This is a genomic window from Gardnerella sp. DNF00476 (genome assembly GCF_049262735.1).
Lineage (GTDB): Bacteria > Actinomycetota > Actinomycetes > Actinomycetales > Bifidobacteriaceae > Bifidobacterium > Bifidobacterium vaginale.
On sequence record NZ_CP058401.1, the window covers coordinates 843,483 to 856,433 of the forward strand.

Sequence of the window (12,951 nt, forward strand, 5' to 3'; positions counted from 1 at the left end):
TCGACGCATCCTATGTGTTTACGAGTTTGGCGAGTAAGGAGATTTGTGTTATGCGTAAGTTTACGAAAGTACTCTTGCTTGCTGCTCTGCCAGTGTGTTTGCTTACTGCATGCTCTGGTAGAGCAGTTGATAATAGTCAACAGCAGGCACAACACGATTCAGTTCCACTTGTTTCAGTCAAAAAACAGCCTTTAACACAAGTTGTGTCTGGTAAAGCAGCAATAGAACAATCGTCTACCTTTGTTATCACTGCTGTAAGTAGAGGGAATTTTTCTCCATCGGTAAAAGCAGGAAGTGCTGTAAAAGCTGGAAGTGCTCTAGGCTACAATGCTGGTAACAAAATTATTGCTCCCGTAGACGCTAAAGTTGTGTCAGTAGCTGAATCATCTGCGGACGTGCCTAAATCTTTCCCACTATTCACTCTTAAATATGAAGGTTTTTCAATAAGCCTTAATGCAAAATCTTTACTTCGTTCTGCGGATATTACAGATGTTAAAGGTCGCTTCCAAGTTGAAGATGGTGTTGGGCCAACCAATTGTTTGCAAATAGTACAAAGCGGTGGAACTTCTACCGATATTGCAGCCTCGGGTAGTAGCAAGAATGATAGTGCTGATTCGACTCAAACAGATGAGTCGAGTGCGCAAAGTACACCTAGTGTATCGTCAAAAGTTTTAACGTGTTTAATAGATAAAAGCGCAGAAGTAGAATCAGGTCAAAATGCGACGCTTGTTTTTAATGGCAAGCATAAACAATCAGTTCTAACACTGCCCGTTAGTGCGGTTGCTGGAAGAGTCCAAAAAGGCTTAGTCTCATACAAGAAAGGCGATAATTGGGAGCGCAAAGAAGTTGGTCTTGGAATCAGTGACGGCGCTAATATTGAAATTACGTCTGGTTTGCATGAGGGTGATGTTGTAGCAGGTGTTTCTCCTGATCTCATTCCAGGAGTGCAATGATTATGGAGAACAATACTGTTCCGCTGGTTGAACTACAAGACGTGTCAGCGCGTGTAAAACTAGGCAATGGCGAATGGCTTACCACTGTTAACTCTGCTTCTATGTTACTTAATCAATGTGAAACATACGCGGTAGTTGGCAGGTCTGGATCTGGCAAAACGAGTCTTATTTCTATTATTGGATTTTTGAATAAAAATTTTACTGGAAAATACTATTATTCTGGCAAGTCAATCCAAAAGTGTAGTGATAATACAGTATCGCATATGCGCGCTCGAAATATTGGTTTTGTTTTTCAAAACTATTCTCTCATTAAGCATTTAAGTATTAGAGAAAATGTTGAGTTGCCGCTTTTATACGCAGGACTACAACAAAGCAAGCAGACAAGAAGAAAAACGATAGAAGAAGCATTATGTGATGTTGGATTGCAAGATAAACTAAACGAATACCCTGGAAGGCTATCAGGCGGTGAACAGCAGAGAGTCGCGATAGCGCGTGCTCTAGTCACTAATCCCGAATTACTTATTTGCGATGAGCCAACTGGTGCTCTCGATAGTAGTACGGGAGAAAAAGTGCTTCAAGTGTTGCATGATCGTGTTCAAGAATCTGGAACAACATTACTATTAGTCACTCATGATATGAAAGTGGCTCGTTCTTGCTCTCACATTTTTACTATGGAAGGCGGTGTTCTTTATGATCATGCTGCTTAAAGATTTACGCCTGTCTCCTATGAGATCCTTCCTCACAGGTTTTTCAATGTTTATCGGCATCATTGCCGTTATTGCGTCAGTGCTTATCGGCACGGTTGGTAAGGACTATCTTATTGCAACTAACGAACAGCTAAACGGTCGTAGACCAACATACGAGATTACTTTTTCAGCACAAAATTTTGACGAATATTCAGTATTTAACAAATTCTTAAATCGCATTGAATCCGCAAACCGTAACGCTAACGTTATGCTGCAACCAAACACTGGACTACTGTTTAGCGCTTCTATGCCAGCCTCGAAGAGTGTAAAAATAAGCAAAGAATATAAGACTGGCAATCTTCAATATGTTGACGCTGTTTACACTACGGCAGGATACAACAAAGTTTATAACTTACCTATTGTAAGTGGAAGATGGTTTAGTAATAGCGCTAAAAGCAACGCATTAGAAATGGTAGTAAACCAATCTGCTAGCAAAAGATACAAGATCGGTGAAGTAGCATTTATTACTTCTCGCAAAACAACACAAATGAGTCCTATAAGGATTGTTGGAGTTGTGAACGATGGCGTAGACTCAGCAAAAGTATACGTGAATATTCTAGGATTATTACGTTATGCTCCAACTCTTTGGGAATATTCTGGAAAAGAAGCTCAAGGCTCAATCTACTGGTTGAATAAAGAAAATCGTTCTCAAAAATCAATTAAATCTTATGTTTCAGATGCTCTTTACGACTGTTGTGGTGGACAAGTAAACGAAATTAGAAGACATGATAATAGTGATGATTACGAGAATGTTATAACAGTATTGCAATTAAGTTTTGCTATCGTAGCAGCATTATTACTTTTTGTTTCCGCGCTAGGTTTGATCAATATTGGTTTAGCATCGTTGGAGCAGCGCACACATGAACTGCTTATACGCAGAGCTTTGGGTGCTACTAGATGGTCGATTGCTTCACTCGTGTTAGGCAGCGCGATTATTTTAGCGCTGATAGTTTCGATTGCTGCTGTTGCTGTTTCTTTTGGCCTTGTGTCTATAGCATCAAGTTTTTGGGATGCAGCAAGCCCAGTTAGTCCGCCAGTTTACCCATATGAAGCCGCTATTGGAGCTGTTATTGCGGCTTTTATTACAGCGCTTGCTGGAAGTGCGGTGCCAGCAATAAAAGCATCGCGTTTACAACCAGCATTAGCATTGCGTTAATTTTCAAAAAATAAGAAAGAAGGAATAATGAATAATCATAATATTGGTAAAGCAACTCTTATTGTTGGTGTGCTTAGTGCGCTTCTTATGTTTAATGCGTGTGGAGGAATAGGCAACAATAATGCGAGTGGTATGGGTGGCGCGCGCTCGCAAAATAGTTCACCTAGAGAGACTGTTGATTTTGCTCATATAGAGAAGGAATACCAGGAGTCCGTTGCAAAGCTTAGTTGGCCTGAAAAATATAAAGCTCCTGCAAACTTGGTTGGAGAAGAAAAAGACAGCCAGTTCCAGAGTGGATATGGTGATACGCAAGCATCTAATTATTATCAGTGTGCTTGGGAGCGGCAATGGCTAGATACGTATGCTAGTGATGAACAAGCGGCAAGTAAAGCTTTGCGTGAGCTCGAAAAAGTGCCTAGCATGCCGTTTATGGGTCCAGATCGTTGTGATGATGCAACGAGAAACTTTTTCAAAGAGCACATGCGTAAAGCAAAACTAGGAGATCCGTCAGGATTCCAACAGGATGTGCAAACTAATTGTCCTGTGATGTAATTGCATTTGTATAGCTTTATTGTGCTTTCGCGCTAAATAGCTTGTTATATGCTTCTTTTTACCCATGTTGATGGTGTCCAATAATCTTTGGTAAGCATTGATGGGTATGTTTGTTTACGAGCTTGAATAATCCATAAGGCTATACCTGTTGAAACAAGTATTACGCCAGAAGCAATCATTATGAATAATGATGAATTTAGATTTCCCCATGCTAGTACGCTTGCATACCCTACGATAATGCCGCATTGCTCCATAATAGAAGTAAAAGTAGTAGTTGCGCCGAGAATGTGTGTTGGTATGCCGTCGAGAAGAGCTGTTTGCCCATAGACAATAGTGGCGTCAAAAATAATACCTGCAATGAAAGCAGAGCAAAGAAAAAGAGCAATCCAATTATTGAGTGCAAAAATAAGTAAAGGAATAGAAAGGAATCCAGGTAATAAAATAGAGTATAAAATCTCATAATGCAGCACAATGTATTTGCATAATAGCGAACCTACAATCATGCCAATGTTAAATATGCTGACTATTGATCCCCAAGTGGATGCTGAATGAAAAAGTGTGAGACAATGGTGTGCTCCCATTAGTCTGAATGCAGCAAGCCATGAGCCTGATTGTAATGCGGATACTACTCCTAAGACTATTAACCATGGTGTAGATTTCATATAGTGTAGAGAGGCTGCAAAACCAGCAGTTTTATTGCTTCCTGTCTTCGTATTGTTTGAGCTATTTTGTGCTTGCTGGTTTAGATTAACTAACAGTAGAGGTAGCGCCGCTAATATCATCACAATAGCAATGCTCGTAAAGAAAATGAGCGGATTGCATATATCAACAAATATGCCAGTAATCGCAGGTGCAGCAAGCCTGCTGAGATTAATCCACATACGCATGCTTGCTAAAAACTTGGTTTTTTCGCCAGTTGGTACGCTATATGCCATCAATACTTTTTGATTAGGCGAAGAAAATGCAGTAAAGAACCCGAATATTATGCCGAGTAGTGTAACCGTAATCGCAATAAGATTATGCTGTGCTACTAGAGCGAAACCGTATCCAGTACACAACAAGGCAAAGCAGAATGTTAGCGCTATAAACAATCTAGTTGGTGGATATTTATCTGCAATAATTCCGCCAAGCGGTGCTGCTATGCAGGTCATAAGTGCTACGGACACTGCGTTAAGCGCTGCGTGAGATAAGTCGACATGTATTAAAAGATATAGGCTTACGCCAAATCTACAGCTTGTTAAAAGAAAAGCATTAAGCGATAAAACGGATATAACCAACCCCGATCGTACTCGTGCTGCAGTGTTCATTGCTTACTCTTCTTACTTTTCTTTCTTTCATATTATGAATGATATGTGTCTTTCGATATGTACACCTTTATTTACACCTTTTTATGGACTGTGAGCGAAATGAGTGTTTTATTGCAGTTTGCAAGCAAGATGCATAAATTACTGGCGATAGTAGGAGAGGAAGTTAGAGAGTTTGCCCATTGCATCGCGAAGCGTTTGCAAGCGCGGCAAGTAGATAACGTGTAATTATTTTAAGGGATTGACGTTTGTTTAACAATGTAGTAAATTGATTTACAAGAGTTTAGCATTGCAGTTCAAAGGAGACTGAAATGGAAAGAATACCTAAAGGTAAAAAGTTCCAATTTAAGGCATTGCTTGATGACAAACAGTGGGTATTTAAAGATAATGTCTTCGGAGTTGGAGGGGAGGAGGTAGAAACAAGCGTGCATTTTTGATTTGGTGTCTGTGTGAACATGACATGTAGATTTATATGAGCCAGTGTTTGCGGCAATTAAAAAACTGTTTGCTTGTTATGTAGTCATACAACAAAGAATAAAAAAATTACTAGTTTGTTTTCTGATGCTTTAGAGAATAGTTCGTCACCCATTTTCTAAATGCAAAATGAGTGCAAGTTAACATATGCAGATAAAAAGAAGGTTACAATGAAGAAACTTACAAAAATATGTGCATTAATCGGTGCTGCTGCAATGATTATTAGCGCAGGTGCGTGTGGTAGTGCAAAATCATCCGACGCTAATGGCTCAACACAGCTTACCATTTGGCATTATTGGGATGGCGCTAATGCCGATACCTTTGATGCAATGGTGAAGGATTTTAATGCTTCGCATAAAAATATTAAGATTAAGACTGCGAGCGTTCCGAATTCTGATTTTATGACGAAGCTTCGTGCATCGGCTTCGTCGAAGAGTTTGCCAGATATTTCTATAAGTGATTTGGTATGGGTGCCACAGATTGCAAAAATGGGCAATTTGACTGATCTTTCTAAGGTTATCAGCTCGAAAACGCTCGATGATGTGACTCCTGCATTGATTGACTATGGTCATATTGACGGCAAACAAGTTTCTGTGCCAGTTACTGCCAATAATCTTGCGTACATGTACAACAAGGACGTTTATAAAGCAGCTGGGTTAGATCCTAACAAACCACCACAAACATGGGATGAGTTGAAGAAAGTTGCCGAGACAATCAAGGAAAAGACAGGCAAGCCAGGGTATGATTTGCTTACTCAAGCAGGAGATAACGGCGAAGGTTTAACTTGGAACTTCCAGGTCAACTTGTGGCAAGCTGGCGGCGAATTCTTGACGAAGGATAATTCTAAGGCTGCATTCAATACGCCAGAAGGCAAGAAGGCTATGAACTTCTGGATGGATCTTATCAAGAGCGGCGTGAGCCCATATGCTAAGTGGGGCGAATTTGAAAAGGGCAAGGGTGGTTCTGCTCAGGAAGGTAGCTGGATGGTTGGCATCTGGGCGCCAGATCCACCATTTGATTTCGGTGTAGCGAAAGCTCCTCATCCAAAGGATGGCAAGGAAGCGACTAATCTCGGTGGTGAACAAGCAATCGTCTTCCATAATTCTGACGCTCGTGCCAAGGCTGCTGGCGAATTCTTGAACTGGTTCTTGCAGCCAGAACAGGTGATCAAGTGGTCGCAAAAGACTGGCATGCTTCCTGTAACGAAGAGTGTTGCAAAGTCTGATAAGTATTTGGATTGGGTTAAGAAGGAACAGCCTCGTTTAATTCCGTTTGTGGAACAAATGGAGATTGCTCATACGCGTCCAAATACTCCATTGTATCCAAAGATTTCCTTTGAATTTGCAAAGGCTGTGGAGAAGGCTTTCGCTGGAGAGCAGAGTGTTGACGAAGCGCTTGCGAATGCTGAAAAGGCAGTAAACGACGTGATTGCCAAGGGCTGATCGCATAAATACTGTGCCGATAGCTGGGCCGAATGGAATAAAGTTGACTCAGCTATCGGAGTTCTTTGCATCAAGGAGTATGTAATGAAAAAACGTCATTTTCTCAAGTCTGCGCACAGGCACTACCAGAAAGATCAAGTAATATGTGCTGCGGTATTCTTGTTGCCAGCAGTGCTTATTATTGGTGGTTTCGTGCTGTACCCTGTGTTGTCTGCTGTATATATTTCACTAACATCGTGGGATGGGTTCTCTCCAGAAAAGAAATTTATTGGCTTGGGAAACTATGTTCGTCTTTTCCAAGATCCTGAGTTTTTCAACAGCTTAATGGTAACGGTTATTTATGCTGCTGGTGTATGCGTATTAAGTGTGTTGACTGGATTGTTGCTTGCGCTTTTGCTTGATGCGCCTATACGAGGTAGGAGTATTTATCGTAGTATTTACTTCCTTCCAGTGGTTACATCTTCTGTGGCTGCAGCCATTGTGTGGAAATATATGCTCGATCCTTCTGGATTCGTGAACAGTGTGTTGATGAAATTCAATATACATGGACCAGATTGGTTACAAAATCGCTGGCTTGCGCTTATTGCATTAATTCTTTTGACCGTGTGGAAAAATATTGGTTTTAACGCTATTTTGTATTTAACTGCGTTACAAGCATTGCCAAAAAGCGTGTATGAAGCGGCTGCATTAGATGGAGCTACTGGGTGGCAAAAATTATGGAAGATTACTTTCCCATTGCTATCTCCAATGACGTTTTTTGTAGTAGTTCAGGCATTAGTAACGAGCTTCCAATCCTTCGACCTTGCATACATGCTCACTGGTGGCGGTCCTCGCGGAGGCACGGAAGTGCTTGGCATGATGATGTATCGTGATGCGTTCAAGCTCGGTGATTTTGGCTATGGAACAGCAATAGCGTTCATTACGCTTGCGCTAGTGCTAGGCGTGACGATGATTCAATGGAAAGTTTCTGGAGCACAAGGAGAAGAATAATGAAATCATCATTATGGTCGCGTTTGGCGCGTCATGCGATTCTGATTTTAGGTTCAGCAACAGTAATCATTCCATTTTTGTGGATGTTCACTACTTCTTTGCAAATGCGTGCTGAAACATACACGAATACTTCAATTTTTCCTACATCATGGCATTGGGAAAACTATATTCACGCTTGGCAAGCGGCACCGTTTGCGCAATATTATTGGAATACGCTATTGATGACGGTAGGGATTGTTGTAGGACATTTAATATTTGATGCCTTTGCCGCCTACGCTTTTGCGCGATTAGAATTTCCTTTGAAGAAAACAATATTCATTCTGCTGCTTTCTGCATTGATGATTCCTAATTTTGTGATTGTTATTCCGTCTTATGAGATAGTCGCTAATTTGGGATGGGTTGATACGCTGTATGCTTTGATTGTTCCTAGACTTGCAGATGTGTTTGGCATTATTTTACTTCGCCAATATTTTGCAACAATTCCTCGAGAGCTTGATGAGGCAGCGCGCATTGACGGTTGTGGCAGGTTTGGAATATTCTTCAAAGTAATCGTTCCATTGTCGTCTCCAGCGTTTGCGACGCTTGGTATTTTTAGTTTTCTCTTTGCGTGGAATGATTTCCTTTGGCCGTTATTAGTTACGAATACGGATGAAACTCGTACAATTCAGATTGGTTTAGCATCCTTCGTAGGGCGTTACGGAACCTCTTGGAATTATTTGATGGCAGGAACTTTGACTGCAACAATACCAAGTATTATTGTGTTCCTTTTCTTCCAACGTGCGCTTGTTAGAGGAATTGCCAATACTGGTATGAAAGATTAGAAATTGTAGAAAAATTAAGGATGGGGTTTTATTATGTCTATACCACAGTGGTTGCCTGATGCAAGATTTTATCAGATTTTTCCTGATCGCTTCTATCGTTGTGAAGGCTACGGTATGCTAACTGAAGGTCATGTGCCGCTTGACTCATGGGATGCTGAGCCTACGCGTGAGAATTTCTTAGGTGGTAATATTGCTGGAATTACAGAAAAACTTGATTATATTCATGATTTAGGTTGCAATGCGCTCTATTTGAATCCAATTTTTTCTGCTGCAACAAATCATCGTTATGATGCAAACGATTATTTTAAAATCGATCCACTTTTAGGAACTCTTGAAGATTTCCATACATTGGTAGATGAAGCGCATAAGCGGAATATACGTATAGTACTAGATGCAGTTTTAAATCATTGTGGTAAAACTCATTGGATGTTTCAAGATGTTGTTAAAAATGAAGAGAATTCAGAATATGTTAATTATTTTTCAGTGAAAAACTTTCCAGTTAAGTCATTGCCTGTACCTAATTATAAAACCTGTTCTGGTTGTGAATATCTACCGAAGTGGAATGTGTTTAATCCAAAGGTGCGTGAGCATCATTTTAATGTTGCGAGATATTGGATTGATCAAGGTATCGACGGTTATCGTCTTGACGTTCCATATTTTATTTATCCAGAATTTTGGCAGGATTTTAGGCAAGTTGTTAAATCAAAAAATTCAGAATTATGTTTGATAGCTGAAGAATGGAGAGACCCTGCTCAATGGTTGCAAGGAGACACTACCGATAGCACAATGAATTATACTCTGCGTGATTTAGTTTTAGGTTTTACTGCAACAAAGCGATTCAATGCATACGATTTTGTTAACGGTATTAACCGTCTGCAGGAGCGCATACCGTATGGATATCACCATGGGATGATGAATTTGTTGGGTAGTCACGATACTGAGCGTGTTTTAACTGCGCATCAAAATAATACTGAGGATTGCATAACTGCCTACTGTTGCATGTTTGCCTGCGAAGGTGCTCCGATGATTTATTACGGTGATGAACTTGGTATGGTTGGCGATAATGATCCAGGGTGCCGTTCTGGCATGCAGTGGGATAGTCTTGATACAAATGCTGAAATATTCCGTACAATTGTTCAATTAAATGCATTGCGACGTGATCATATTGCGTTGCGAAGGGGTGCGCAAAGTTGTTACGCTGTTGATGGAGATACTGTCATTATTTCGCGAGAGCATAAGGAAGAATCTCTTTTGATGATTATTTCACGTAGTAATTTATTAGAGTATAATTCATCGAAGCTACCTCAACAATTGCAAAATCATAATTGGCGAATTATAAATGGTGTAACTGTTGGAGATAGTTGGCGCCCTAATAAAGATAATTCTATGATCGTATTGCAGGCTCAACAGTAAAAATAATGTAGAAGTAAGAAGTGTGAAGCATGGGAAAGAAAATTACAATGCAGGATATTGCTGATGCAGCGCGTGTCTCTAAATCTGCTGTCTCCTTTGCGTATAATACTCCTGATCGCTTATCGTCAGAAACTGTAGAACACATATTTTCAGTTGCAAAGGAACTAGGATATGTGCGTAATCCTGTTGCTTATATGCTGCGAACTCAAAAGACAAATAGTTTGGGATTGTTACTACCACAGCAATTAGGGCGAGTGCTAGAAAACCCATACTATTCGGAATTTATTCAGGGTATTGGGCAAATCTGTGAGCGAGAGGGATTGACGCTTCTTTTAGTGCCTCCACTTCGTAATTCTATGTTAAAAGCAATTCCTTATGCTGCCGTTGACGGTTTTATAGTAACTGGTTTAGAAGAAGATCGTGGTGAAGTTGAAGCGCTTATGCAGCAAGGAAAGCCATTTGTGATTGTTGACAGTGAAGTACATAGCCAGGCTCCGAGTATCAATATTGATGAGACGCGCGCTATGAAAGAATTAACTGAGCATCTTATTTCATTAGGTCATCGCAATTTTGTGGTGATTTCTCCAGAATCAGGCAATGATGATGGGTATCTTTCTTGGCATGGAACAATTCGTCGCCGTATTGATGGTGTGGTTTCTGCTTTAGAAGAGAATGGAATAGCTCCACTGGTCGATAAGAAAAATGTTATTGAAGTGCCATGTACTCGTACTGGAGGAGAAGAAGCTTTTGCACAAATAAAACAAAATAATTCTGTATTACCAACTGCATTCATCTGTTTTAGTGATGTTATTGCGTTTGGAGTAATGGACGCTGCTAGACAGTCTGGTTTACAAATTCCACGCGATATTTCTGTTACAGGATTTGATGATATAGATGAGTCTGCATGTAGTAACCCACCGTTGACAACAGTTAAACAGCCTGTCACAACTAAAGGACGTTTAGCTGCTGAATATATAGTAGAGACTTTGAATGCTGGGTATGAACGAGCATCATCCCGTCACGTATGCCTACCTATTACTGTGCTGCTGCGTGAGTCAATTGGCCCAGCAGCATCTATAAGAGAATAGGCTGCGTAGTAAATACTTGATTCCTTCCTCCTATGAAAATATAGTGCCACGTTAAGTTTTTTTAGCGTGGCACTATATGCATAATTTCTTGAATAGGGTCAGAATTAATCGTAATTTTTTGTTTATGCAAAAATTATGATTTCTACTGGCGATAGTAGGAGAGGAAGCTGGAGAGTTTGCCCATTGCATCGCGAAGCGTTTGTAAGCGTGGCAAGTAGACTACGCGGAAGTAGCCTGGAGTCTGCCAATTAAAGCCTTTTCCGTGCACAATCAGCAACTTCTGATCGCGTAGCAGATCAAGCGCAAACTGTTCGTCGTCGTGAATGTTGTAGCGAGCAGGATCGAGTTTTACAAACATGTAGAAAGCAGCATCTGGTCGCTCAACGCTTACGCCATCCATCTCCTGAAGTGCGTTATAGCAATACTCGCGCTGCTCATACACGCGTCCGCCCGGCTCCAAATACTTCTCAACGCTTTGGTATCCGCCTAAAGCAGTCTGAATAATAGATTGCGCAGGAACGTTCGAGCACAAGCGCATATTAGACAGCATGTTAAGCCCCATAATGTAGTCGCGAGCTTTGGATTTATCTCCCGAAAGGCTCATCCAACCAATACGGAAGCCAGCAATCATATGCGACTTAGAAAGTCCGCTAAAAGTTACGCAGAACACGTCTGGAGCAAGAGAAGCAATCGAAACATGTTTTTTGCCGTCCATAACAAGACGATCGTAAATCTCGTCCGCAAAAATAATCAGATTAAACTCGCGCGCAATCTTAACAATCTCTTCCAAAACTTCGCGACTATACAGCACGCCTGTAGGATTATTCGGGTTAATAATCACGATTGCTTTAGTACGAGGTGTGATTTTAGAGCGAATATCGGCAATATCTGGGTACCAATGCGACTTTTCGTCACACATGTAGTGCACAGGAGTGCCGCCAGCCAAGCTCGCGCACGCAGTCCACAACGGGTAGTCTGGGCTTGGTATAAGAATCTCGTCGCCGCAATCAAGCAACGCTTGCATAGAAAGATTAATCAGCTCGGAAACGCCGTTTCCAGTGTAAATATCTTCCATTTGCACGCCTGGAATGCCCTTAAGTTGATCGTATTGCATAATCGCCTTGCGTGCGGAGAAAAGTCCGCGACTATCCGAGTAGCCTTCGCAGTCAATAAGCTGCTGTTGCATGTCGTAAATCACTTCGTCTGGAGCGCGGAATCCAAAAGGCGCAGGATTCCCAATGTTGAGCTTTAAAATATGCGTTCCGTTTGCTTCCATGCGGTTTGCTTCTTCTACAACAGGGCCTCGAACGTCGTAAAGCACGTGCTCAAGTTTGGTGGATTTGTTGAAGTTTCTATGTTTGAGTGTTTCGGAAAGCTCATCTTCTGTTAATGGGTGATTTTCCTCGTGCTGCTCGCTGCAGTCTGCTTGCGCCTTTTGCGCGGTTTTTGCGCAAGAATGCCCACCTTTGATTCCGTAGTCGCTAATTTCAAGAATTTGTGCAAGCATATCTCGCACGTCTTTGCGTGGCTCAGTTTTACCGCTTAAATACTGGCTTAACTGGCTTTTGCCAAGCTTATGGCCGCTTTTTGCTGCGAGATCGATTACATCAATCTGCTTATATCCTTTGATTTTCATGGCCTTTTTAAGGTCGTTTGCAAAATTCTGTGCCATAATCCGTCTTTCTTATAGAAGCTTATAAAATCAGCATTCTTAAATTGAACAAACTTACAACAAAGTTCAAAATAGAAGCTATAAATTGAACTTTGAGGCGATTAAAAGACAATTTTACGCATAAAAAAGCATTTTGCAAGCCTAGAATTGAATTTATTTTGAATTTTGACAGAACCGTGCGAACAATTATGAACTTTTTGAATCTATGTTGAACTCTTGAATAAATAGATAATCTTTAGATTTATTTTAGATTACTTTGAATTGCTCAAATTGTTTTACCATTTTCTTATATTTCGCGCGGTTGCCATGTTTCGATAAGCTGGAAAAATATGGCAAATAA

General features: G+C 40.8%; 12 protein-coding genes. 10 read left to right on the forward strand and 2 right to left on the reverse strand.

Annotated elements, in window-relative coordinates; all coding sequences use genetic code 11:
• The first annotated feature begins 50 nt into the window (after window positions 1-50).
• From HXT25_RS03455 to HXT25_RS03470, 4 genes are read left to right on the forward strand one after another with little or no spacing between them, the layout of a single operon-like run.
• Entirely contained in the window at window positions 51-953 is a 903-nt protein-coding gene (locus tag HXT25_RS03455) for an efflux RND transporter periplasmic adaptor subunit (RefSeq protein WP_248899419.1), read from the forward strand.
• Complete coding sequence (locus HXT25_RS03460) at window positions 950-1,660, forward strand: ABC transporter ATP-binding protein (RefSeq protein WP_248899418.1); 711 nt, start codon at window positions 950-952, stop codon at window positions 1,658-1,660. Before HXT25_RS03455 ends, HXT25_RS03460 begins: the two co-directional genes overlap by 4 nt.
• On the forward strand, window positions 1,644-2,855 hold the full coding sequence (locus HXT25_RS03465; RefSeq protein ID WP_422118671.1) for an ABC transporter permease: 1,212 nt from the start codon (window positions 1,644-1,646) through the stop codon (window positions 2,853-2,855). Before HXT25_RS03460 ends, HXT25_RS03465 begins: the two co-directional genes overlap by 17 nt.
• Before the next feature lie 27 nt (window positions 2,856-2,882).
• Window positions 2,883-3,407: a hypothetical protein gene (locus HXT25_RS03470; protein WP_016636350.1), complete on the forward strand. Its 525-nt coding sequence runs from the start codon at window positions 2,883-2,885 to the stop codon at window positions 3,405-3,407.
• Between the two features lie 44 nt (window positions 3,408-3,451).
• Here the strand turns inward: HXT25_RS03470 and HXT25_RS03475 are convergent, their stop codons facing one another.
• Window positions 3,452-4,714 carry an MFS transporter gene (locus HXT25_RS03475; protein WP_422118672.1) on the reverse strand — a complete coding sequence of 421 codons (1,263 nt, stop codon included), beginning with the start codon at window positions 4,712-4,714 and terminating at the stop codon, window positions 3,452-3,454.
• Between the two features lie 308 nt (window positions 4,715-5,022).
• On the opposite strand from HXT25_RS03475, the gene HXT25_RS03480 reads away from it, so the two are divergent.
• The 6 genes from HXT25_RS03480 (at window position 5,023) to HXT25_RS03505 (ending at window position 10,939) form a co-directional block, all read left to right on the forward strand.
• Complete coding sequence (locus tag HXT25_RS03480; RefSeq protein WP_004131337.1) at window positions 5,023-5,148, forward strand: hypothetical protein; 126 nt, start codon at window positions 5,023-5,025, stop codon at window positions 5,146-5,148.
• Between the two features lie 207 nt (window positions 5,149-5,355).
• Window positions 5,356-6,627 (forward strand): ABC transporter substrate-binding protein, encoded by a 1,272-nt coding sequence (locus HXT25_RS03485; RefSeq protein ID WP_004131339.1) that lies wholly within the window; start codon window positions 5,356-5,358, stop codon window positions 6,625-6,627.
• 84 nt (window positions 6,628-6,711) lie between these two features.
• Complete coding sequence (locus HXT25_RS03490; RefSeq protein WP_004118115.1) at window positions 6,712-7,617, forward strand: carbohydrate ABC transporter permease; 906 nt, start codon at window positions 6,712-6,714, stop codon at window positions 7,615-7,617.
• Window positions 7,617-8,438, forward strand: coding sequence for a carbohydrate ABC transporter permease (locus HXT25_RS03495; RefSeq protein WP_004112888.1), 822 nt, complete (start codon window positions 7,617-7,619; stop codon window positions 8,436-8,438). The genes HXT25_RS03490 and HXT25_RS03495 overlap by 1 nt, the downstream gene beginning before the upstream one ends.
• Window positions 8,439-8,471: 33 nt before the next feature.
• A complete protein-coding gene (locus HXT25_RS03500; protein ID WP_422118673.1) occupies window positions 8,472-9,851 on the forward strand; it encodes a glycoside hydrolase family 13 protein in 1,380 nt (459 codons plus the stop codon).
• A gap of 29 nt (window positions 9,852-9,880) precedes the next feature.
• Window positions 9,881-10,939 carry a LacI family DNA-binding transcriptional regulator gene (locus tag HXT25_RS03505; protein WP_004113759.1) on the forward strand — a complete coding sequence of 353 codons (1,059 nt, stop codon included), beginning with the start codon at window positions 9,881-9,883 and terminating at the stop codon, window positions 10,937-10,939.
• A 142-nt stretch (window positions 10,940-11,081) separates the two neighbouring features.
• Here HXT25_RS03505 and HXT25_RS03510 read toward each other — a convergent pair whose 3' ends face one another.
• A complete protein-coding gene (locus HXT25_RS03510; RefSeq protein WP_080968790.1) occupies window positions 11,082-12,611 on the reverse strand; it encodes an aminotransferase class I/II-fold pyridoxal phosphate-dependent enzyme in 1,530 nt (509 codons plus the stop codon).
• Window positions 12,612-12,951: the final 340 nt, after the last annotated feature.

What these genes read in the sequence shown, in the direction of transcription:
- HXT25_RS03455 (WP_248899419.1), top strand. Translation starts at nt 51, where the DNA reads ATGCGTAAGTTTACGAAAGTACTCTTGCTTGCTGCTCTGCCAGTGTGT.
- HXT25_RS03460 (WP_248899418.1), top strand. Translation starts at nt 950, where the DNA reads ATGATTATGGAGAACAATACTGTTCCGCTGGTTGAACTACAAGACGTG.
- HXT25_RS03465 (WP_422118671.1), top strand. Translation starts at nt 1,644, where the DNA reads ATGATCATGCTGCTTAAAGATTTACGCCTGTCTCCTATGAGATCCTTC.
- HXT25_RS03470 (WP_016636350.1), top strand. Translation starts at nt 2,883, where the DNA reads ATGAATAATCATAATATTGGTAAAGCAACTCTTATTGTTGGTGTGCTT.
- HXT25_RS03475 (WP_422118672.1), bottom strand. Translation starts at nt 4,714, where the DNA reads ATGAACACTGCAGCACGAGTACGATCGGGGTTGGTTATATCCGTTTTA.
- HXT25_RS03480 (WP_004131337.1), top strand. Translation starts at nt 5,023, where the DNA reads ATGGAAAGAATACCTAAAGGTAAAAAGTTCCAATTTAAGGCATTGCTT.
- HXT25_RS03485 (WP_004131339.1), top strand. Translation starts at nt 5,356, where the DNA reads ATGAAGAAACTTACAAAAATATGTGCATTAATCGGTGCTGCTGCAATG.
- HXT25_RS03490 (WP_004118115.1), top strand. Translation starts at nt 6,712, where the DNA reads ATGAAAAAACGTCATTTTCTCAAGTCTGCGCACAGGCACTACCAGAAA.
- HXT25_RS03495 (WP_004112888.1), top strand. Translation starts at nt 7,617, where the DNA reads ATGAAATCATCATTATGGTCGCGTTTGGCGCGTCATGCGATTCTGATT.
- HXT25_RS03500 (WP_422118673.1), top strand. Translation starts at nt 8,472, where the DNA reads ATGTCTATACCACAGTGGTTGCCTGATGCAAGATTTTATCAGATTTTT.
- HXT25_RS03505 (WP_004113759.1), top strand. Translation starts at nt 9,881, where the DNA reads ATGGGAAAGAAAATTACAATGCAGGATATTGCTGATGCAGCGCGTGTC.
- HXT25_RS03510 (WP_080968790.1), bottom strand. Translation starts at nt 12,611, where the DNA reads ATGGCACAGAATTTTGCAAACGACCTTAAAAAGGCCATGAAAATCAAA.